The organism is Gilliamella bombicola, assembly GCF_900094945.1.
Classification (GTDB): Bacteria; Pseudomonadota; Gammaproteobacteria; order Enterobacterales; family Orbaceae; genus Gilliamella; species Gilliamella bombicola.
In genome coordinates this window covers 261344-284157 of record NZ_FMAQ01000002.1, presented here as the reverse complement: position 1 = coordinate 284157, position 22814 = coordinate 261344, and the positions used below count along the sequence as shown (strand labels likewise).

Genomic DNA, 22814 nt, shown 5'->3' with positions numbered 1-22814 from the left:
GGTGATAATTATGATTTTGTCTCCATCATTGTTTAATTCAGATCTTTACCTGATCAAAGAAACGTTAGATACGCTTGAATCACTAGGCATTACGCATTTACATATTGATGTAATGGATAATCACTATGTCCCAAATTTAGGTTTTAATACTGGTTTTGTATCAAATTTGAAATCGCATACCCATTTTATTTTAGATTGCCACCTAATGATTGAAAAACCTGAATTATCAATTTTCGATTTTATTGAAGCTAAACCCGATATTATCACTTTTCACTATGAGGCAACGGTTCATCATTCGTTTATCATCAATAAAATAAAAAACAATAATATAAAAGTCGGTTTGGCAATCAACCCAAGCACACCGGTTGAACACATTAAAATGCTATTGCCGCTTGTTGATCTTGTCCTTGTTATGACCGTTAATCCCGGACAAAAAAACGAAACCTTTTTGCCTTTCACATTACAAAAAATTGAACAACTGAGTTTAGAACGGCAAAAAAATAATTACTCTTATGATATTCAAGTCGACGGAAATATTACTGATAAAACCCTATCACTATGCTTAAAAGCCGGAGCTAATAATATTGTTTCGGGTGGGTTTATCTTTAAAAATAATGATATTGCAAACAATATTGAAAAATTAAAAGTGGCAACTAATTAAGGAAAGTGCAATGAGCATAAAAACAATATTAAGTAATATATTAACTGAAATAGCGGCACAAATAGACACAATCAACGAAGCACAATTACACGAATTTAAAAATGCGATTATTGGTGCAAACCATCTATTTTTAGCGGGAACAGGGCGTTCAGGGTTAATGATAAGTGCATTTGCCAATCGGTTAATGCATTTAGGTTTAAAGGTCAGCTTAATTACCGAAGTTAGTAAACCCAAAGCCAATAAAGGTGATTTGCTAATTTTAGGATCTAATTCAGGCGAAACCAAAAGTTTAATTGCCTACGCACAGCAGGCAAAAGACTTGGGCGTCAAAGTCATATTATTCACAACAAACGGCACCTCGACCTTGGCAAAATTAGCCGATAATATAGTTATTATTCCTATAAGAGTTGATAAGTTAAGCCAACCAATGGGTAGCACATTTGAGCAACTCTCATTACTAACTTATGACAGTGTTATTTATAGTTTAATGGAAAGCTTACAACAGACCCCAGAGATAATGAAGTGTCGGCATGCGAATATTGAGTGATTTTTTTGCACTTTAAATGTCGACAAAAAATTGAATAAAATCAATACCTTTCCTGACCGATTTTTATTGCATTTTTGTTATTGGTTTTTGGGCGTTTTTGAATGTGATAGGTTGAACATCATAAATTATTACGCCCAAATATTAAGTGATTTAGCTACCTTTTAATAACGTTGCAATTTCGTTAATATCGTTTGGCGTTGTTTGACAGCAGCCACCAATTAATGTTGCGCCTAGTTTTATCCAGATGGGTAATTGGTTTGTGAAGGTGCAACTGTGGTGATGATTTTTGTGCCATTGTTTGGTGGTTGGATCGTATTGTTCACCAGAGTTGGGATAGACAATCAGCGGTTTTTGTGTAAGTTTTTGTAACGATTCTAACGCTGCAGTGACATTTTCTAGCGCAATGCAGTTAACACCAATACTAACTACTTGTTGACAGTGATTAAGATGCTCAATGACCAAAGATAATGGGGTGCCATCGCTAAGATGATTGGGATCTTTTAATGTTAGCGAAAACCAGCTTGTTACAGTTGGAAATTCTTTCAGAAGCTTTGTAAGTGCTTTGATCTCAGCAAAAGAGGGCAGTGTTTCGCAAGCCAGCAGATCGACTTCTGCGTCAACCAATGCTTTGATGCGGTTATAGTGAAAATCGATAAATTCTGATTCAGAAAGTTGATAATCACCAGTATATTCTGAACCATTTGCAAGATAAGCACCATAAGGACCAACTGAACCAGCAATTAGTAGTGTTTTATTTTGTTTTGTTTCATCTAGGTATTGACTCTTTGCTTGCTTGGCAAGCTCGACGCTTGTTTTTATTAGCTTGATGGATTGCTCTAGTGTAATCCCTTTTTTAGCAAACCCCAATGGTGTAGCTTGATAGCTAGCGGTAATCGCACAATCAGCACCAGCTTTAAAATAGTCATAATGGACTTGGCGGATCAGTTCTGGCCTTTCGATTAATACTTTTGCTGACCATAAACTGTCGTTAAGATCACAACCACGACGTTGTAGCTCGCTGGCTAGTGCGCCATCAATAATGATGTATTTTTTTTGCTTTAACAGTGTACCAATTGGATTATTATTTTTCATTTTTTGCCACTCGCTTTTGATGAGCTTGGGTAAAGTGGTGGGCAATAAAGCAGACAACCACAAAAGGAATGCCACAATAAAGTGCAATACGTTGTTCTGGATCGAATGCGAGTCCAATACAAGCAATTAAACATAAAATAAAGCCTAAAATAGGTACAAGTGGGTAAAATGGGGCTTTATATTTTAGATTTTCTTGCTCCTCACGAGTTAAACTTTTTCTAAAAAAGAAGTGTGAAGCGCAAATACTTAGCCAAACGGCCACCACGGCAAATCCTGAAATAGCTGTCAAGGCAACAAAAACCGTGTTAGGCGCAATAATGCTTGTGAGTAATGCCAATAAGCCACCTAACATACTGATGGAAATAGCAAAGGCTGGAACGCCTGTCTTATTAAGTTTGCTGAAGCATTTTGGTAATGTACCTTGGTTGGAAAGCGACCACAACATGCGTCCAGAAGCATAAAGCCCCGAATTTGCAGCTGACAAAATGGCGGTTAAAATCACAAAATTAAGACAATCGGCAGCATAAGGTAAGCCGATATTTTCAAAAACGGTAACAAAGGGACTTTCGATAACGCCAGCTTGATCCATTGGCAATAAGGCTGCTAAGACAAAAACGGTGCCAATAAAGAAGATGATAAGTCTTAGAATTGTGGTTTTTATTGCTAACGGAATGGTCTTTTCTGGTTCTTTTGTTTCACCAGCGGCAATACCAATAAGTTCCGTGCCTGAAAAGGCAAAATTGACCGATACCATCGTCATAATAATTGGGGTAACACCATTAGGAAACCAACCATTATCGGTAATATTGTGTAAAAAGGGCGCAGGGATGTCGTTTTTCATTGGGACAAAGCCAAAAATAGCTGCTGCACCAGCAATAATAAAGATGATAATGGTGATCACTTTGATAATCGAAAACCAAAATTCACTCTCAGCAAAAAATTGTGCGGTAACGATGTTTAATGCCAAAATCACGGTACAGAAAGTAGAACACCAGACCCAAATAGGTGTATTTGGAAACCAATGCTTCATACAAAATCCTGCTGCGGTAATGCTTGAGCCGAGTGCGACAGTCCAAGTTAACCAATATAACCAAGCAACAGTATAACCCGTTGCAGGGCTAATGAACCGCGAGGCATAAGTATGAAAAGCACCTGTTTCTGGTATGGCGACAGCGAGTTCTCCAAGGCATAACATGACTAGGTAGACCACTAATGCACCAATTAGATATGCGATAATTGTGCCAATTGCACCTGCGGTCGCAATAATGTAGCCAGTGTTAAAAAAGAGACCAGTACCAATAACGCCACCAAGTGATAGCATAATAAGATGCCGAGTTTTCATGGTGCGTTTGAATTGGTTTTTGTTTGATGAGATTGATTGTTGTGTATTCATAAGGCGTTTTGTTCAATTCATTGTTATTATGTTTAAATTAATATACCACCAATAAATGGGTGGGCTGCTTTTTTGTTAATTGTTATTAATTATCTCCAAAAACTTTTTGTAAAAAATCCTGTATTGGTAATATTTGTCCATTTAATGTTGCTTCTTGTTTATCTTTGGCATAATCCACCTCAGAATAGACCCCTTCAATGTTATTTTTTTCAAAGGTAAATAGTGGGATTTTGATAAAATTATTTTCCGCTATTGATGATTTTATTGATAAATTTTCTTTTTCAATTTGTTCAGGTGTTAATGCTTCTTCATTTGGGGTTTTGAGCTGTGCTGAGAAATAAGCCAATACGTTAAATGGTGCATCGACGTTTAGTTTAAGGCTATCAATATTGTTAATGTTGATTATAAAACGTTCCAGTCTTGAGCGTATTCCTGATAAAGCTACAAAAGCATTGGCATTAACTTCACCTATGGTGTTTTTAAAATGGAATTTATTTAGTGAAATTTGGGAATTTAATGATGTTTGTTTGTCATCAAAGTCGGTGTAATCAAAATTATTAGATAGCATTGTGACAGGAATATTTTGGTAACTAAGATCTAAACTAACACTGCCTACATTTGGCAAACCGAGTAATACCGATTCTGCATCGGCTTTTAATAAGCCATCAACAGTATTGTTTGTTGGGTTGAAGATGTTTTCTTGATCGACCATTAGGTTGTTAATGATGATCTTTTGATCATCTGGAACGGGTTCCGAAGAGGTATTAAATTCAAGTGTCATTTTTCCCATTTCGGTATGATGATTTGGGATTATAACACCAGTTTTATGAAGGATATCGCCTTGATATTTTAGATTATCAAAAGTAATTCGCGGTTCGATATAGTGATTGTGAGAGCCTAATGCAATCTTATCGGCATTGATATTATAATGTATTCCTGTTTTGTCTGAATTTGGGTAGGCTGATAAATTAAATTTCTGTAGGGTGACTTGTGGTTTTGAGAAATTTTTATAGTTTTTATAAATGAATTTATCTATATTCACTTGGGCATGTAAATCGGAAAGATGTTTATTGACTTCAATATTAATATCACCATCAGACACCTCTAAGGAGCCATCAATAAAACTCAAAATCTCAGAATTATTATTGGAATCTGAATCAACAAGATTAAGCGCTTTGTTGGCTAATTTTATGGTGAGATTTTCTTGGTAGCTCATACCGAGCTTAGCTGTAATAAATGGTTGATTACCAGCTAGTTGCCAAAGTTCTGGCGATAGTGCTTCGCTCATTGCATATTCTATCCATGCCATCTGTGGAGTGAATTTCCCTTCTGAAAGGGCAATGATTGGGAATGGGCCATGGTGGATGGTGATATCGTCATTAAAAAGTGTTTTTGTGTCTTCAATAAGCCAACTAAAATTCTTTGGAATTACCTTTACAGTAAGGTGTAGGTTGGTTGAAAAGATTGATTGTCGATAATCACTATATTCAATGGTTATGCTAAACCCATCTTGGTCGTTGTCAATTTTTTGTGTAATTTGTTCTATTTTTTTGTCAATGTTGTTTTTGATTACGTTCCCTGTATACCAAGATGAGCCAACGTATCCTAATATTGCAATAATGCCTATAGCGATTACACTTTTCTTCATTGTTTCTTCTCTTTTTTTATTGAATTTTATTGTAGTAATTTTAATTGATTTGCAGTTTATAGGCGATAATTTTTTGATTATTTTAGTTTCTTTAAGGGTAATAGGTGGGTTTTTATCAATTTATTTTTTGGGGAAAGGGTAGCTGAATAATATCCGCCAGTATGACTGGCGGATCAGATTAGTTAGATAAATTGACTGATGAGTTATAAATTGTCTAAGAATTCTTCTTTTGACATTGTTTTACCATTCACTTCAACTTCGTCACTATCTTTAGCTAAGTTCACGTCTAAATAAAAGCCATCAGTTTTACCATTGCTTAACATTAAAAAGCTGGATTTAGATTTAAGTAAGTTAGCCGCCAATTGTATCATTTGATTGGCTTTTGTGATTTGTTGTGGTGTTACGTTATTATCGTTAGGGTTTTCTATTTGTGCTGATAGACGCGCTAATGCGTCAAATGGTGCTTCAAGCTTGAATTTTATCGCATTAATATTTTCGTAAGGATCTTGAACAAGAGACATCCCATATATATCAAATACATCTAACATTAAGTTAATATTAATATCAATATCACCTGCAGGCGTGTGCCAATTGAATTTATTGAGTGAAAATTTGATATTCTGTTTGGGATTGATATCGTTTAAATTCATATCATTCATATCAAATAGGTTACTGGACCAACCTCTATTCAAACTTTGAAACTCGACATCGGTCTGAATATTGCCTAGATTCTGTTGACCATAAATAATCGAATCAATATTAGCAAAACACGAATTATCAATTATATTAGAAGCCTTATTTAAGACACTTTTTTGCTTCATAGTGATATTATTAAAAACCAATGGCTTGATATTTGGGGTATATAATGATGGGGGGGACTCTAATATCATTTTATCGATACTGCCTTGCGAATCCATATCTTGGGTTTTGTAATTAAATTTACCTGTTGATTTAATGTTATCAATATCCAAACCTGCTATTGAATATGTGCTAAAACTGTATTTTATATTACCGATATTTAATTTGTAATCTACCTCATCTAGTGTGCTAAGTGGTGTTAGTGACAGATTCAAGTCACTAAAGATAACATTAAAGTCGTATGTGTCGTCTGATAGAAAAGGTAATCTATCTAATTGCAAATTAGCCGTCATATCAGTACCATCAATATAGCCACTAAAGGTAAAATAACCTTTGCCAATATCAAAGTCGTTATCCATAAATTTTATCGCTTTGCTTGTCAATTTAGCAGTGACATATTCACCATAACTTATTCCCATATGCCCAGAAATAAATGGCTGATTATCCGCTAATTTCCAAAGTCTTTGGTTAGTTTGTTCTGTCATTTCGTATTCTAACCAAGCCATTTGTGGAACAAATGTACCTTTGACAAGGGCTGCAATAGGGAAAGGACCATGGTGGATGGTGATATCATCATCAAATAGTTTTTGGGGGGTAGCAATTTCATCCAAAGATTGATTTTGTGACGATGTCACTTTTAGATGGAGTTTAGTTGAGAATATTCCTTTGTCGTAATTGCTCTTTTCAATATTAAAGGTAAATTTGTCTTGAATTTGGTTAACATTGTTGGTGATTAACGCTAATTGGCTGTCAATATCTCTTTCAATTATGTTACCTGTGTACCATGCCGTACCAACATAAGAAACTCCTAATACGGCAACGATTCCCATAGCGAGTGTTGTTTTTTTCATTCCTGTTCTCTTAGTTATTTATTATATTTTAAATTATCATTCTTGATGATCTGCAAAATTAGTCAACAAATTTTTAATATATTCAATACGTTCATTGCGTTGTAATTCTGATTTTTGTAATTTTAATCGATTTGAGCTTTCTAGGCGATAATTTTTTGGTTCTTTTTGAATTATTTGAATTAAATAATCGACTGATACCTTATTATTACTGCCGAATTCTATATAACCACCTTTTTCGCCAAATTCGATTTTGGTAATGCCTAATTGGCTTGCATGATAACGGATTTTAGTGGTTTCTAATAAAAATAGTACTGCATCAGGTAATTTCCCAAAGCGATCACGCATTTCCACTTGAATGTCGGTTAGCTCGTCTAGATCATCAATGCTAGCAATGCGTTTATAAAGCGATAAGCGTGTATTGACATCGGGAATAAAGTCATCAGGAATTAATGTCGGCAATCTTAATTCCACTTCTGTTTGTTGGCTATTAAGTAATGATTCTAGTGTCGGTTCTTTGCCTTCTTTTAATGATTTGACCGCATCATCAAGCAGTTCAAGATAAAGGTTAAAGCCAATAGTTTCAATTTGTCCACTTTGATCACTACCCAATAGCTCGCCTGCACCCCGAATTTCAAGATCGTGTGTGGCTAGGGCAAAGCCGGCTCCTAAATCTTCAAGGGATGCGATCGCATCTAAGCGCTTTTTAGCATCTTTAGTGAGTAATTTAGGATGTGGCGTTAACAAATAAGCATAGGCTTGATGGTAAGAACGCCCAACTCGCCCCCTGAGTTGATGTAACTGAGCTAAACCAAATTTATCGGCACGATCAATAATAATGGTATTAGCGTTAGGAATGTCGATACCAGTTTCAACAATGGTAGTACAAACAAGTATGTTAAAGCGTTGATGATGAAAGTCATTCATCACACGCTCTAAGTCGCGTTCATGCATTTGTCCATGACCAATGGTAATGCGTGCTTCGGGCACCAATTCTGCCAGTTTTTCGCTGACTTTTTCGATATCAGAAATGTCATTGTGTAAATAATAAATCTGACCACCACGTAAAATTTCACGCAAAATGGCTTCTCTAATCACAAGATCATCATATTCTCGAACAAAGGTTTTTACCGCCAGTCGTCGAGCAGGTGGCGTTGCGATAATCGAAAGATCTCGCATACCACTCATTGCCATGTTTAGTGTTCGTGGAATTGGGGTTGCTGTTAGCGTTAAAATATCGATATTTGCTCGCATTGCTTTAATGCGTTCTTTTTGACGAACGCCAAAGCGGTGTTCTTCATCAACAATTAGTAAACCTAAATCTTTCCATTTGATATCTTCTTGTAGCAATTTATGCGTACCAATCACAATATCAATTTTGCCTTCGCCAAGAGCCTCTATAATGGCTTTTTGTTGTTTAGCTGTTTTGAAGCGAGACAGGCTCTCTATACGAATAGGCCAATTGGCGAAACGATCACAAAAGCTTTCGTAGTGTTGTTCAGCAAGTAGAGTTGTTGGCACTAAAACGGCTGTTTGTTTATGATTAATAACAGCTAAAAAGGCTGCACGAATGGCAACTTCGGTTTTACCAAACCCCACATCACCACAGACTAATCGGTCCATGGCATAAGGCGAGCACATGTCGCCAATTACAGCGCCAATGGCATTTTGTTGATCATCAGTTTCTTGATAAGGGAATCCTTGGCAAAATAGTTCATATTGCTCACGATCTTGTTGAAATTGAAATCCGGGTTTACTTTCACGTTCGGCATAGATATCGAGTAACTCCGCTGCGACATCACGCACTTTTTCGGCCGCTTTTTGCCGAGCTTTACTCCAAGCATCAGTGCCTAATTTATTCAGTGGGGCGTTTTCTTCATCGCCACCTGAGTAACGACTTATTAAGTTTAATGACGAAACGGGAACATAAAGTTTGGTATCATTGGCATACAACAAAATTAGATATTCTGCCGTAATACCGCCTGTTTCTAACGTTGTAAGACCTGCATAACGACCCACACCGTGCTCTAAATGTACAACGGGTTTTCCTGGTGTTAATTCAGCTAGACTACGAATGAGTGAGTCGGTATTAATCGCTTGTTTATTTTCTTTTTTACGACGAATAATGCGCCGACCTAATAGTTCGTTTTCGGTAATAAAAGCGTAATTTTTTTGTTGATCAATAAAGCCTTGTTCACTGGTACCAATCATTAAACAAAAACGGTTATCCGTATTGGTTTGTTCATCAAGCTGATTGATGGTGGTTGGATGAATACGAATTCTGCCAAGAATTTCTTGTAACGCTTCCTTGCGTCCTTCAGACTCAACCGAAAAGATGATTTTACCCGAAAAATTATCAGCAAATTGTTGAAATTGCCAATAAGGATCTTTTTGTTGGATCTGAATGGCGATTTCAGGTAATGCAGAATAAGGTAAATTAATATTTCTATTCGATTCTACGATTGTCGAATTTGATATTACTATTCTTGGGTAGTTTTTGAAATGGGCAAAAATTTCATCAGTTTTAGACCAAATAATTGCAGGCTCAAGCAATGGACGCATTGGATCGACTTTACGGCTTTCATAACGTTGGGTAATATCTTGCCAATATTTGTTAGCATATTGCTCAATATTAACGGTATTGATAATTAAGGTATTTGCTAAAAAATAAGAAAATAGTGGTGTTAATGGTTCGTTAAAAAAGAGAGCTTGCCAATATTCAATGCCGGTTGGCAAAATATTTTTGCTAACTTGTTGATAGATGCTTTCTGCATCTAATCTTACTTCAAATTGTTCACGCCATTTACTGCGGAACAGCTCAATTGATGCTTTATCAAATGGAAATTCATGTGCAGGTAGTAGCTGGATTTCTTCAATTTCGTTAAGCGTTCGCTGGTTTTCAACATCAAAGGTGCGTATGCTGTCGATTTCGTTATCAAAAAAGTCGATACGATAAGGCTTATCACTGCCCATTGGATAGATGTCAAACAGCTCGCCGCGAGTAGCATATTCGCCATGCTCCATGACTTGGCTGACTGAGCGATAGCCTGCATTTTCAAGTTGTAAACGTAAGTGTTCACGACTAATTTGCTGACCCTTTTTCATCATAAACACATGCCCGCCTAAATAGCTTTGAGGGCAGACTTTTTGCATTAAGGTATTGATGGGTAAAATCAAAGCACCTTTGGTTAAATGACCAAGATGATAAAGGCAGGATAAACGTTCTGATACAATATCTTGATGTGGTGAAAAACTATCATAAGGTAACGTTTCCCAATCGGGAAAAAAGATAGCAGGAAACGGCGAAAACTGCTTAAGCTCTCCATGTATGCGGGCGGTTTGTTGCATATCATCAGTAATAATCACCACTAAACCATCGTGTGCGTCTATTACTTGGGCACAAAATTGTGACAACGATGAACCGATGAGTTGTCCAATTTGCTTTACTTCACCCGATTTTTGAGGAATTAATGTTGAACTAGGTTGTATTTTTGACATGATGAATTTGTTGATATTGCTGAAAAATTATCAACAGATTATAACGTAATTACGTGGTTGTTTTCTATAACTGTTTAATCCTGTATGATAAGCACCTTGCAATTAACTAGCAGAACTTTGTCAAAAAGTTTTAGGTAATATATACGTTTATGTCAAAGATATTTCGTCCATTAGTCTTTTTTATTGGTTTGCGCTATGTGTATGGGCAAAAAACGGATGGGTTTGGTCGCTTTGTGTCATGGTTGTCGATGATTGGGATTATGCTTGGTTCCATTGGCTTGATTGTCGTTTTATCGGTCATGAATGGGCTTGAAGATCAAATGCAAGGTAGTATTTTGAAGTTTCTACCTCAAGCGCAGATCACAACTCCACAGGGGCGTATTGATCCTAATGTTGTTACTCGTGAACAGTTTATCCATATTCAAGGCGTTAATCATATAAGCCCTTTAGTTACTGGTGATGTGGTTTTGCAAAGTGAGCAAAGTATCACTGTGAGCACCTTAATGGGTATTACGCCAGAAGATAATGACCCAATCAATGATTATATCTATAGTGGTTCTGTTTTGGACTTGCAGGCAGGGCAGTATAATGTCATTATTGGGCAAACATTAGCCAATCAATTAGGCGTAACCGTTGGCGACAAAATTCGCTTAATGGTGACAGATGCTAGTCAAATTACGCCTGTTGGACGCATTCCTTCACAGCGCTTATTTAATATTGTTGGGCTATTTTCAGTTAATCATGATATTAATCAATCTCTAATTTATGTTCATCAGTCCGATGCTCGGAATTTGTTACGTTACCCTGCTAATATGATAACAAGTTGGCGTTTATTTTTAGATAAACCGCTTGATATCGCTTCTGTAACAAATACTCCATTACCAGACGGGTTAGTTTTTAATGATTGGCGTGTTAAACGTGGTGAGCTGTTTCAAGCGATTAAAATGGAAAAAAATGTTATGGGCTTATTGATTAGTTTAATTGTCATTGTTGCCGCTTTTAACATTATCACCTCGCTAAGTTTACTCGTTATGGAAAAACAAGGCGAAGTTGCGATTTTGAAGACGCAGGGCTTGTCTCGTTTTAAAATCATGCTGATTTTTATTATTCAAGGAGCAAGTTCAGGGGTAATTGGCACGTTATTAGGTAGTGCATTTGGCCTGTTACTTGCTTGTTATCTAAACGAAATTATGCAAGTGCTTGGTTTATCGTTTGCTGGCATTCAATTGCCATCATTGGTTGAGCCAACACAAGTTGTTTTTATTATTATTGGATTGCTTATGTTATCGCTAATTTCAACTATTTATCCTGCATATCGTGCAGCCAATATACAACCAGCCGAGGCTTTACGTTATGAATAATCCACAAATACTTCTAAGCGCCAAGAACCTTTATAAAACCTATAACGAAGGCAAAATGGTGACCGAGGTGTTAAAAAATGTCTCGTTTGATATCTACCCAAAATCATTACTCGCCATTATTGGTAGTTCAGGATCAGGTAAAAGCACGTTATTACATCTATTAGGTGGGCTTGATAAACCCACTTCGGGCGAAATTATGTTTAAGTCCAAACAACTTAACCAATTATCCGAGGTCGAAAAGGCGCAGCTACGTAATCAAGAAATCGGCTTCGTTTATCAATTCCATCATTTATTGCCCGATTTTACAGCGCTAGAAAATGTCGCAATGCCATTATTAATTGGTGGTGTATCCCCAAATGAAGCAAAAAAACGTGCCATGGCGATGCTTGAATCGGTTAATTTGGCTAAACGAGCTAATCATCGTCCATCTGAGCTATCAGGCGGTGAGCGTCAGCGTGTGGCAATTGGGCGTGCGTTAATTAATAACCCTGCACTAGTCATGGCTGATGAGCCAACAGGAAACCTTGATAAATCAACTGCTGATGCGATTTTTGATTTACTTATTAAACTAAATCGCGAACATGGCACTGCGTTCTTGGTGGTGACGCATGATCTTGAGCTCGCTAATAAGCTTGATAAACAAATGGTGATGAGAGATGGGCAACTATCTGATAACTCATCATCAGATAATCAATGAATAGGTAATTAGTATGAATTTATCTTTAATTACCGCCATTAAATTCCGTAAAGGTCGCCGTAAAAGTGGTATGGTATCGTTGATTTCGATCATTTCAACACTCAGTATCGCCATTGGCATTGCCGCTTTAATTATAGGGTTAAGCGCCATGAACGGCTTCGAGCGCGAGTTACATAATCGGGTTTTATCTGTGGTGCCACATGGGCAACTATATCCTGAATACGGCAATTTAGATAATTGGCAACATATTCAACAAGAACTCAAAAGTAATAGCCATATTGTATCGGCCTTACCGTTTGTTAATTTTACCGGATTAATCGAAAACGGCAGCAAACTAGCCGCAGTACAAGTACAAGGGCTAGATCCCGAACAAGAAGTGCAAGTTAGCGCACTGCCTAATTATGTCCTGAATAATAAATGGCAAGAGTTTAAGCCCGATAGCCAGCAAGTGATTATTGGAGCTGGGCTAGCTAAGAGCTTGTCGATAAATGAAGGGGGATGGGTTTCTTTATTAATTCCTGTATCGAGTGGGCCAAACCAACTCAAACCGCCTAAACGCGTTCGTTTGCAAGTGGTGGGCATTTTAGAGTTAAGCGGTAGTTTAAGTAACAATATTGCATTGATCCCCTTAACCGATGCACAAAAACTTCTAAGTATGGGCGATAGTGTTACAGGCATTATGGTCAATGTGAATGATGTCTATCAAGCTAATAATCTTATAGGGCAGGCTGTATTAGCCCTTGATGAACCCCTAACATTTAATAGTTGGGAACAGACCTTTGGCTTTATGTATCGCGATATTCAAATGATCCGGCAAATCATGTATTTAGCCATGATTGTAGTGATTGGCGTGGCTTGTTTTAACATTGTGTCAACGCTTGTCATTGCCGTCAAAGACAAACAGCGAGATATCGCCATATTAAAAACGCTAGGTGCAACTAATCAATTAATTCGGCATATCTTTATTTGGTATGGTGTGATATCAGGATTAATTGGTAGCTTAATGGGTGTTGTTTTAGGTGTGATATTGTCTTGGCAACTGTCGAATATTATGGGTGGAGTTGAGTCATTGCTGGGGCATAAAATCCTAAATAGTAATATCTATTTTATCGACTTTTTACCCTCTGAAATCCATCTATTTGATGTAGTAATAGTGTTTATTACCGCTATGTTACTCAGCTTAATTGCTAGTTACTATCCAGCTAAACGGGCTTGTAAAATCGATCCTGCACGGATTTTAAATAGCTTTTAGTCGTATCAAGTTTGCATAAAAAAGGCGCTGATTGATGATAATCAGCGCCTTTTTATTGTTAATAATAGACGTAATAACCACTAGGTAAAGCATAGCGCATATATTGTGCATAGATCCCCAATGCAGTGACAATAAATACAAGGCTAATAATAAGCCAACTTAGCTTACTTGGGTATTTGAATGTTTTAAGGCATAACGAAATCAGCCCACCAAGCACAAACCCAGCGCAAGCGCCACCGATATGTGCCATATTATCGATTGAAGGTAATAAGCCTAATCCTGCAGTTAATACCAAACTAACTAGCATTGCTTTGACTGGCATTTCTTGTATATTGGTTTTAAACACCAAACAATAAGCTAGTAAAGCGGTAATAATCCCTAAAATTGCCCCCGATGCCCCACAGCTAATCACATTGTGATTGATAGTTGCAATATCACTTGATAAGCTTCCAACTAAGCCTGAAAAAAGATAAATACCTAAAAAAGCCATGGCGGGAATGCGCTTTTCTAAAATTGGTCCAGTGCTCCATAATGCCAGCATATTCATGGCTAAATGCGTAAAACTGACATGCATAAATAAATTAGTAAACATCCGCCAATACTGGCCAGAAAAAGTTAGCTCCGCAATATCGGCACCCCAATCAATTAAAAAGCGATTTTCATTTAGTGGCGAAAACCCACGGCTATCAAGTAGCCGAAATGCAAAAAAACACAGAATGTTGATTACTACTAGCGCCGTGGTGATTTTAGATTGACTGGCGTAATATTTAATATCATTTAAGGTGCTCATTAAAATTCCTTTTGAATAGTTGAATTTATTGGTAATAGGCGGGTTAATCTAATCGTTTACCCAATATTACTAAATCACGCTGAACATTATCCAATTCAGCAATTTTTGGAAGAAGCCCCCATTGTTGGTACTGCATTTTTTTAAATAAATTAACACTGGGTAAATTATGTCGAAACACATAACTAAAAATTGCCTCAATTCCTGCTTGTTTTGCAAATTGTTCAATTTTATCTACCATAAATTGACCAATTTTTTTACCTCGAAAATCCTGATCAAGATATAAGCTAATCTCAACCGTTTTATAAAAAGCAGGGCGCCCATAAAACGAAGATAAACTGATCCAACCACAAGGTTGATCTTGATATTTAATTAACCAAAGCGGACGATTTTGAGGGTTATGCTGGTAAAACCATTCTAATCGGCTTTCAACAGAAACAGGTACCGTATCAGCAGTCACTTGACGACTAGCAATTGTTGAATTATAGACATCGACAATAAATGGTAAATCTTCTAACGTAGCATTGTGGTAAGTGATCATGTTTTTGCTGTAAGTGGTTAAAAGAAATTATTGTAATTTTATTATTGAATGTAGGCAATAAGGGATATTTTTATCATGAAGAAAACACAGCGTAACAATGGTTTATTATTAAACTAAAAATAAAAATAAAATCAATTAATTATATGGCTGTTTTTAATGATTAAATTTGCTCATTGTCAAAAAAACAAAAATTCATTTAACCCTTTTTATCAATCTGCAGTCAAGCGCAGGATGATTGCTCAGAAGATTTGCTAATCCGCTTAGATCGGACGTGATCACGGTAGTTACTTTGAACACCCAAAGCAAACTTCCGAAACCTACACACTTAATTAATTCTAATCACATATAACAAAAAGTACTTTATTTTTTGCCAAAAATCGGTCAGGAAAGGTATTGATTTTATTGAAGTTTTTATTCTGTGGTTTTTAGGCGAAAAACACCACCCAAAACCAGCTTCTAGCAGTATACCAACGTAGATTGACGCAGCCTTTAACAAAACTTTACAAATTTTTAACAAAAAAACTAGCGCATTATTAATCAACCGACTATAATTTAAGCGCTTTTAAAGCAAGGGAGTGCTCATTAGTTGAGCGGTCAATTATAAAAAATTCAAATAAAACAAAAATTTACTTGACAGGATAATCGAAATGCGCTATCATAATCGGCATCTGGCATCTGGCATCTGGCCTGCCAAACCTACGCCCTAAATCTTTTTCAATATCATCGTAGTCAAAATCAGACTCCATTCTTATTTTTATCACCGAAATCATCTAGTTTAGTGAACTCGCCGAGTTTATCGGTAGGGTTGTTGTCGAGGCAGAGTTTCAATCTTTTATCGTTCTTATTAAGGTCTTCGTTATGCATTGCGGCGTTATTGTTTTGGTTGTGTTCATTTGGTGCACAGGCCTTAACAGCGCAAACCTCAAGGGTTATTGAGGGTAGTGGGCCGTATTTAACATCTGATGGAGGCCAAACCAAGGTAACAGACCTTGAATCGTTGCTCACCATTACGTTGCCTCATGGTGTAAAGGTCTCGCCGTCAACGAATACATCAAGTAGGACAAATCCAATAGTATTATCAACATGGCGTACTTTGGGTGATATAAAGACTATTTTTCCACCATCGACCACTTATTTGAGTTTAAATGATTTAGTCAATCGTTATCATTATTGGGGAGATGATGATGGAGATGGAGGTGTAACGGCGACAGGGACTTTATGGCTTTCGTTACATGATAAGAATGGAGATACTGTACGTCTTAATGATACATTAGATGCATGTAAGGCGCCTTATCAGTTAACAATAGGTCTTAGCTCTGATGGTGGTAGTTTAACTACACAGTATGGCGTGCCAAATCGTCGTGTATTTTCAACCACTAATGACAGAGAGACTTATTATTTCAGTCCAAATGAAAATTGTTTCTTTTTTGTGCAGTCGGTAAGGCCGAATTTGTTATATGGTGGTACTACTGGCCGTCAATATCGTCCTCAATATGCCGGTCCATCTAACATATGGAATCCTACAAAGGGTTTTTTAACTCAGTCAACGCGTTCATCATCTTATGGCCAAAATTTTCCTACAACGGGTACTAATGGGGGGTATTTTGACTTAGAGATGCCTGCAGGAGTGGATGGAAGCCAGTTGAGTTGGACTGTTAACACTAGTGGTCGTATAAGGGCAGATGTGCGTTGGGTGCGACCAAGCCGAAGCAGTAGCTACGATAAATGGATTACTGATAAATCCAGTTATGTAACAAGGGTATGGTTAAGCGGTCCTGTGGCGACTTATACTCAACAACAGTCAGCTAATCCTAGTCCACTTGAACGTCCATCTTTGCCACAGAAGTTTGAGTTGGTGGGTAGGGATGGTGATGGTCGTGAGGTGAGGTATGGATTTGTCTTACAGAAGTGGTTCGTAAGTCGGGGGAATAAAGGGTATTTTTGGTCTGACGAAATGATGTCTTGGTGTAGTCGTTTGGGTTATCGTGTAGCACGGCTCAGGGATTTAACTAACTCAAAGTGTGGTGTTGATAATACTAATTTCCCATGTCAAAATGGTATAGATGGCGCCACGCCTAGGTCATCTGGTAATTATTACATGCGTCATATCGGAGCTGGTTTTTTCTCGGAGTGGGGCAATATGGAATTCTACCATAATAGCGACTTCGGCTACTCCTTCTGGCTGAATGAATCTAAGGCCTCCTCTCTTCTTTTTAACTGGGGCATCGTGATCCTCAGGGACCAAAGCGTCGGCACCCCCTCGTCCGACGGCAGGATAGGCTACAACACCTATTCCTCTATTTGCACCACACCTTAGCTTTTATATCTTAGTCCTTAATCCTTGGACCGCAGAGGTGGTTACGGTGCTAATAGAGGATAATATAGCAACAAACAGTCCCGCTTTGGGCGCTGAGTCGGCTAGGACTGCATGCTTCGTGCTGTTGAAGTTAATTAATAAAATTTATTCTACATATTGAAATTTTAAAAGCCACATGAGTGGCTTTTATTCATTTAAATTAATCAGTCCATTTTCCAGTATTAGTTGGTCTACTAAGTCCAATCATTGCTTTGTGAGAATTTTGACAATTTAAACTGTCACCATCTATTTCACCGTTTTTACATTTTTTGCGGTATTCATCTAGTAGTTCTTTATTATTTTTAAAATCTTCTACTGTATAAATCTTTTCGTTACATCCGAATAAAAACATGGCAGTAATCAATATTAGTATTTTTTTCATATAATTCCTTATGGTTGCTAGTTAATACTAAAATTTGTATTAATTCCAGCTTGCATTACCAACTCTATTTTTTGAAATAATTGCTTTATGAGAATTTTGACAATTTAAACTATCACCATCTATTTCACCGTTCTCACATTTTTTACGGTATTCATCTAGTAGTTCTTTATTATTTTTAAAATCTTCTACTGTATAAGTCTTTTCGTTACATCCGAATAAAAACACGGCAGTAATCAATATTAGTATTTTTTTCATATAATTCCTTATGGTTGTTAGTTAATTATTTGATTATATAGTATTGTTTTTTACAACTCAATAATAACGCGTCCACGGGTGATGTCGCTGATATTTTTTTGCAGTAATTGCGATTTATCTTGTGTTATGCCTGTTGTGACTTTGACACCTTCAGCATCAAACTCTTGATTTTCAATAATGGCATCAAGCTCCTTTAGACGATTTTCAATAATTGGCCATTCACTATAATAGCAGTGAAATTGCAACGGAATACGGGCAATAAGTTCAATCAGCTCAGCTTGTTGCAAGCAGTGGCTAGCCGAACCACCATAAGCACGAATTAACCCGCCAGTACCCAGCTTTATACCGCCAAAGTAGCGAGTTACCACCACAACCACTTGGTCACAATCTTGCCCTTCAATGGCCGAAAGGATAGGGCGACCGGCAGTGCTGGTGGGTTCGCCGTCGTCGTTAAATCGATATTGTTGTCCAATCTTCCATGCCCAGCAGTTGTGAGTAGCGTTGGGATCACTGATTTGGTTAATAAAGTCGGTGGCTTGTTCGGCTGTTGTAACTGGCGCAGCATTGACAATAAAGCGGCTTTTTTTTATTTCTTCTGTTAGTTCAACGGGATTTGCTAATGTATATGGCATGCTAATTCTGGTAAAATCAATTTATTGTGGATAATAATACTGAACAGAATCAAAATGTCTATTAATTTAGAACAATTAAGGCAAACACAACAGACGTTAGCAAAACAAGTTATATTAACCGATGCGTTTTGTCAGTCGGTTAAATTTATTGGTGGAACCGATGTAGGCTTTGAGGATGATGGTCATGTGACTAAAGCTGCAATTGTTGTTCTTACTTATCCTGATTTTAAAGTTGTTGAATACCATATTGCTCGAATAAAAACGCAGTTTCCTTATATTCCCGGTTATTTATCTTTTCGTGAGTATCCCGCATTGATCGAGGCATGGCAGCAGGTAACTCAGAAACCCGATTTATTGTTCGTTGATGGGCAAGGTGTTGCTCACCCTCGACGTTTAGGTATTGCTAGTCATTTAGGTTTGTTGCTAGATATGCCAACGATTGGAGTGGCTAAAAAAAAGTTGTGTGGTCAGTATGAATCATTACCAAAACAAGCGGGTAGTGTCACACCTTTGCAAGATAAGCAAGAGCAGATAGGTTGGGTGCTATGCAGTAAAAATAATTGCAATCCTTTATTTATTTCGGCCGGTCACCGAGTGAGTCAAGATAGTGCTTTAAAATGGGTTAATTTATGTTTGCGTGGCTATCGCTTGCCTGAACCCACTCGCTGGGCTGATGCGATTGCGTCAAATAAACCTTTGTTTAAAAATTTTAAACATGCACAATAATCCATTACCATTAAAAAAAGGTGGCTTTACCTTTAAACGTTTTTTTGTTGGGCATGACAAAAGTCCAATGAAGGTAACAACCGATAGTTGTTTGTTAGGCGCATGGGCGCCCATTCGTTCTGTTCCGCAAAAAATACTGGATATTGGCTGTGGTTGTGGCGTAATTGCGTTGATGTTAGCCCAGCGATTAGAACATAATCATTGTCAAATTGATGCGATTGATATTGATGTGCAGGCAGTGGCACAATGCCAGCAAAATAGCCAACAAGCTGGGTTTACCTCGGTTAATGCGATTAATATCGATATTAATCAATTTGAGCCAAGTCATGCCGTGGGCTATGATTTGATTGTGACCAATCCCCCTTATTTTGAATCCGCCATTGATTGTCGTAATCCGCAAAGGCAATTAGCACGCTATACCGAAAGTTTAAACTTTCAACAGCTTATTGACACGGTTAAGCGTTTATTAAACCCGGCAGGTCAATTTTGTTTAGTTTTGCCTTATCATTTATCCAATCAGTTTAGGTTATTATGTGAATCTAATCAGTTATATTTACACCAATTGATGAATGTTAGATATAGTGCAGATAAAGGCTTTTCGTTGTCGTTGATGGCTTTTTCATTAATTCAGTCTAATAAGATTAATTCGCAGGAATTGTGTATGCGAGATGATGATGGACGTTATTCACAAGAGTTTAGACGGTTGTTAGCTGATTTTTATCTGTTTCGAAAATAACGCTTAGATGCTTACTTATTTTTAATTTCATAGTGAATCTAATTTATTTAATAGTAAGTAATAAATCTTGATAAAAGAAATTTTCATCCTCAAAAGTTAAAGCATAAAATTAATGTTATATACAAATATAATTTATTATTTAAGTCGCTTGTATTCCTTTTATATATTTTTATTTTTTGCTCATATGAGGCTTTTTGAGATTGTCAAAAAGCCTCGACTAAATATGATCAGATCAAGAAGTATAAAATAGCGATGACAGCTAATAGGATAATTGCAATAGCATACACTTTGTCGTGTAAGTAACTAAATGCTGGTAAAGATCGTTCCTTTCTGGCATAGAGATAAAAACATAGTCCTACACTATAGAGTATCATGGAAAGTAATAAATAAGTTGTACCACCAGCATAAATCAACCATACTCCATAAATCGATCCTAAAGCGCCAATCATAATTAAATAGGCTTTGCCTTGTTGAATAGCCAATTTGAAAACAAAAAGTGCCGAAAGCAAGTAGGGGATCAGCACCATTGATGTTGATAACTGGATTAAGGTGTTGTAGCCCGATTGATTGAAATGAGCAAGGATAATTAATACCGTTATTAAGCTTGTTGTTAACCATAATGCGTTGGAAGGTGTACCCGCTTTGTTGAGTTTACCAAAGCAACTTGGCACCGTGTGCTGTTTGCCTTGACCGCTTAAAAATAGCATTTCGGCAGCTAGCATTAGCCACGATAATAATCCTCCACTGACCGATACGATTAAGCCGATGTTGATCAAGGTCGCCCCCCAACTACCAATGACACGTTCAATGACTAAGGCCATTGATGGGTTTTTCATTTGTGCCAGTTCTTGCTGTGGCACAATGCCAAGCGATAACACAGATACGCAAATAAGTAATAAACTGGTAATGGCAAAGCCAAAAAAGGTTGCGCGACTAATACTGATAATATTTTTGGCTCTTTTGGCATAAACCGTTGCGCTTTCAATTCCTAAATAGACCCAAACGGTATAAAGCATGGTGTTTTCAACTTGATCAATAATTGATCCTAATTGCGGTGTTCCCCAAAAGTCGATCTTAAATGTCGAGATTTTAAAGGCGAGGCTAACACAAACAATAAATAAACCAATAGGCACAATTTTAGCTAATGTAACTAAACAATTTAATAAAAAGGCGCGATATATTCCTTTCAATACAAAATAATGTACTATCCATAACAATAAAATAGCTGCAATAACTGCCGGTAATGTGGTGCCATGACCAAAGAAGTTTAAGCTATCAAAAGATCCTAATGCGCTAAATAAAATAACTAAGTAGCTAGTACACGACATCCATGCCGATATCCAGTATCCCCATGCTGCATTAAAGCCGATATAATCGCCAAATCCTTCTCGTACATAGCCGTATAATCCATCATTGATTTTGTAAAATCGGATCGATAAATATTGAAATACCCGTGTTAGCATGAACATGCCTAAAAGGGTTATTGTCCATGCAATTAAAATCCCTGCAGTCCCTGACCCTTCGGCCATGTTTTGCGGTAGGCTAAAAATTCCACTTCCTACAATACTGCCAACAACTAATAGAGTAAGGGGAAGTATGCCTAGCTTTTTTTGTATTGGTGTATTCATAGTTCGCTTATTGTTAAGTTGAGTATTAGTAGGTTTTCATTCAATCATTTTAAAATCGTAATGACATGCAACTTACGCCACCATCTATTTTTCGATATTCAGAGGTATCCACTTCGATAACTTGGTAACCAAGCTTTGCAATTTTACCTTTTGTGATTGGGTAGCCTGCAGGCATAATAACGCGGTCGTTAACCCATATGCAGTTAGCCGCATAACTTTCTTGCTCAGGGATTTCAATAATATTAAGGTGTTGGAATTCGGGTTTAGTGATAAATTCGCCTGCTGCTAATAAGTTGTTATTCTCTAAATAAGCAAGACCCGTTTTTAGATGTAACACTTTTTCGAGCTTAACTACTGAGCCAGTTAATCCGTACTTTTCTAAAATAGCTATCATTTGGTTAGCACCAGCTTGGTTGGTTCGAGCCGATAAGCCAATGTAGTAGTGGTTTTCAACCATCATTATATCGCCCGCTTCAACTGTACCAGGTGCGTTAATTCTTTCCACTTTATTTGGATAAAATCTTTCGATGGTATCAGCAATAATTTCAGTTTCTTCTCTGCGGCTTTCGGCTCCCGGTCTTGTAATAATGGCACAATATGGCGTACAAAGGACTGCATCTTCAACAAATACCGAATCTGGAAAGCGTTCATCGGCGGGTAAAATTGTGATATCAACATCGCACAGTTGTAATGCTCGGATGTAATTGTTGTGCTGATCTAAGGCTTTTTGATAATCCGGTTTACCCAAGTTAGCTGATGTTAAACCGTTGATTAGTGATTTAGCTGGTGTTCTTGCAATAATATGACTAAATTTTTTCATTTTTAACTCACTTTTGTTTTATAATTATGCTGTATTTTTGAATAATAATTCACTAAATGGACTAAATCAAGTTTAAATTTGATTTTTTATTCAACT

General features: G+C 37.1%; 20 protein-coding genes. 8 read left to right on the top strand and 12 right to left on the bottom strand.

The window, feature by feature from the left end; genetic code table 11:
* Nucleotides 1-10 precede the first annotated feature (10 nt).
* A complete protein-coding gene (locus tag GA0061081_RS03495; protein WP_180214328.1) occupies nucleotides 11-661 on the top strand; it encodes a ribulose-phosphate 3-epimerase in 651 nt (216 codons plus the stop codon).
* Nucleotides 662-671: 10 nt separating this feature from the next.
* On the top strand, nucleotides 672-1208 hold the full coding sequence (hxlB, locus tag GA0061081_RS03490; RefSeq protein ID WP_085247948.1) for a 6-phospho-3-hexuloisomerase: 537 nt from the start codon (nucleotides 672-674) through the stop codon (nucleotides 1206-1208).
* 150 nt (nucleotides 1209-1358) lie between these two features.
* On the opposite strand, the gene mmuM is transcribed toward hxlB, so the two are convergent.
* From mmuM to mfd, 5 genes are all read right to left on the bottom strand, one after another.
* On the bottom strand, nucleotides 1359-2300 hold the full coding sequence (gene mmuM, locus GA0061081_RS03485; protein WP_091347099.1) for a homocysteine S-methyltransferase: 942 nt from the start codon (nucleotides 2298-2300) through the stop codon (nucleotides 1359-1361).
* Nucleotides 2290-3693: an S-methylmethionine permease gene (gene mmuP / locus GA0061081_RS03480; protein ID WP_091347097.1), complete on the bottom strand. Its 1404-nt coding sequence runs from the start codon at nucleotides 3691-3693 to the stop codon at nucleotides 2290-2292. The genes mmuM and mmuP overlap by 11 nt, the downstream gene beginning before the upstream one ends.
* Before the next feature lie 85 nt (nucleotides 3694-3778).
* Complete coding sequence (locus GA0061081_RS03475; protein WP_091347095.1) at nucleotides 3779-5341, bottom strand: DUF945 family protein; 1563 nt, start codon at nucleotides 5339-5341, stop codon at nucleotides 3779-3781.
* A gap of 203 nt (nucleotides 5342-5544) precedes the next feature.
* Entirely contained in the window at nucleotides 5545-7050 is a 1506-nt protein-coding gene (locus GA0061081_RS03470; RefSeq protein ID WP_091347093.1) for a DUF945 family protein, read from the bottom strand.
* A gap of 36 nt (nucleotides 7051-7086) precedes the next feature.
* On the bottom strand, nucleotides 7087-10545 hold the full coding sequence (gene mfd / locus GA0061081_RS03465) for a transcription-repair coupling factor (RefSeq protein ID WP_091347091.1): 3459 nt from the start codon (nucleotides 10543-10545) through the stop codon (nucleotides 7087-7089).
* Between the two features lie 158 nt (nucleotides 10546-10703).
* Here mfd and lolC point away from each other — a divergent pair, with 158 nt between their 5' ends.
* The 3 genes from lolC to lolE are packed head-to-tail and all read left to right on the top strand — an operon-like array spanning nucleotide 10704 to nucleotide 13855.
* The gene (gene lolC / locus GA0061081_RS03460) at nucleotides 10704-11906 is read left to right on the top strand and encodes a lipoprotein-releasing ABC transporter permease subunit LolC (RefSeq protein WP_091347251.1); all 1203 of its coding nucleotides are present in this window, start codon (nucleotides 10704-10706) and stop codon (nucleotides 11904-11906) included.
* Nucleotides 11899-12603 (top strand): lipoprotein-releasing ABC transporter ATP-binding protein LolD, encoded by a 705-nt coding sequence (lolD, locus tag GA0061081_RS03455; protein ID WP_091347090.1) that lies wholly within the window; start codon nucleotides 11899-11901, stop codon nucleotides 12601-12603. The genes lolC and lolD overlap by 8 nt, the downstream gene beginning before the upstream one ends.
* 13 nt (nucleotides 12604-12616) lie before the next feature.
* Nucleotides 12617-13855, top strand: coding sequence for a lipoprotein-releasing ABC transporter permease subunit LolE (gene lolE, locus GA0061081_RS03450; RefSeq protein WP_091347088.1), 1239 nt, complete (start codon nucleotides 12617-12619; stop codon nucleotides 13853-13855).
* Between the two features lie 58 nt (nucleotides 13856-13913).
* Here the strand turns inward: lolE and GA0061081_RS03445 are convergent, their stop codons facing one another.
* Both GA0061081_RS03445 and GA0061081_RS03440 read right to left on the bottom strand, forming a co-directional pair.
* Nucleotides 13914-14645 carry a rhomboid family intramembrane serine protease gene (locus GA0061081_RS03445; RefSeq protein ID WP_091347086.1) on the bottom strand — a complete coding sequence of 244 codons (732 nt, stop codon included), beginning with the start codon at nucleotides 14643-14645 and terminating at the stop codon, nucleotides 13914-13916.
* Between the two features lie 43 nt (nucleotides 14646-14688).
* Entirely contained in the window at nucleotides 14689-15183 is a 495-nt protein-coding gene (locus GA0061081_RS03440) for a GNAT family N-acetyltransferase (RefSeq protein WP_091347083.1), read from the bottom strand.
* A gap of 874 nt (nucleotides 15184-16057) precedes the next feature.
* Between GA0061081_RS03440 and GA0061081_RS03430 the strand changes: the two genes are divergently transcribed.
* Nucleotides 16058-17500 carry a hypothetical protein gene (locus GA0061081_RS03430; protein WP_141683324.1) on the top strand — a complete coding sequence of 481 codons (1443 nt, stop codon included), beginning with the start codon at nucleotides 16058-16060 and terminating at the stop codon, nucleotides 17498-17500.
* Nucleotides 17501-17699: 199 nt separating this feature from the next.
* Here the strand turns inward: GA0061081_RS03430 and GA0061081_RS03425 are convergent, their stop codons facing one another.
* From GA0061081_RS03425 to GA0061081_RS03415, 3 genes are read right to left on the bottom strand one after another with little or no spacing between them, the layout of a single operon-like run.
* The gene (locus GA0061081_RS03425) at nucleotides 17700-17921 is read right to left on the bottom strand and encodes an EexN family lipoprotein (protein ID WP_091347078.1); all 222 of its coding nucleotides are present in this window, start codon (nucleotides 17919-17921) and stop codon (nucleotides 17700-17702) included.
* 39 nt (nucleotides 17922-17960) lie between these two features.
* Nucleotides 17961-18176 carry an EexN family lipoprotein gene (locus GA0061081_RS03420; protein ID WP_091347076.1) on the bottom strand — a complete coding sequence of 72 codons (216 nt, stop codon included), beginning with the start codon at nucleotides 18174-18176 and terminating at the stop codon, nucleotides 17961-17963.
* A gap of 50 nt (nucleotides 18177-18226) precedes the next feature.
* The gene (locus GA0061081_RS03415; RefSeq protein ID WP_091347074.1) at nucleotides 18227-18808 is read right to left on the bottom strand and encodes an IMPACT family protein; all 582 of its coding nucleotides are present in this window, start codon (nucleotides 18806-18808) and stop codon (nucleotides 18227-18229) included.
* 60 nt (nucleotides 18809-18868) lie between these two features.
* Between GA0061081_RS03415 and nfi the strand changes: the two genes are divergently transcribed.
* Nucleotides 18869-19534 carry a deoxyribonuclease V gene (gene nfi, locus GA0061081_RS03410; RefSeq protein ID WP_425337780.1) on the top strand — a complete coding sequence of 222 codons (666 nt, stop codon included), beginning with the start codon at nucleotides 18869-18871 and terminating at the stop codon, nucleotides 19532-19534.
* Entirely contained in the window at nucleotides 19524-20270 is a 747-nt protein-coding gene (locus GA0061081_RS03405; protein WP_167349290.1) for a tRNA1(Val) (adenine(37)-N6)-methyltransferase, read from the top strand. The genes nfi and GA0061081_RS03405 overlap by 11 nt, the downstream gene beginning before the upstream one ends.
* Nucleotides 20271-20497: 227 nt before the next feature.
* Here GA0061081_RS03405 and GA0061081_RS03400 read toward each other — a convergent pair whose 3' ends face one another.
* On the bottom strand, nucleotides 20498-21898 hold the full coding sequence (locus GA0061081_RS03400; RefSeq protein ID WP_085247989.1) for a basic amino acid/polyamine antiporter: 1401 nt from the start codon (nucleotides 21896-21898) through the stop codon (nucleotides 20498-20500).
* Between the two features lie 49 nt (nucleotides 21899-21947).
* Nucleotides 21948-22718, bottom strand: coding sequence for a dimethylargininase (gene ddaH / locus GA0061081_RS03395; RefSeq protein ID WP_091347067.1), 771 nt, complete (start codon nucleotides 22716-22718; stop codon nucleotides 21948-21950).
* Nucleotides 22719-22814: the final 96 nt, after the last annotated feature.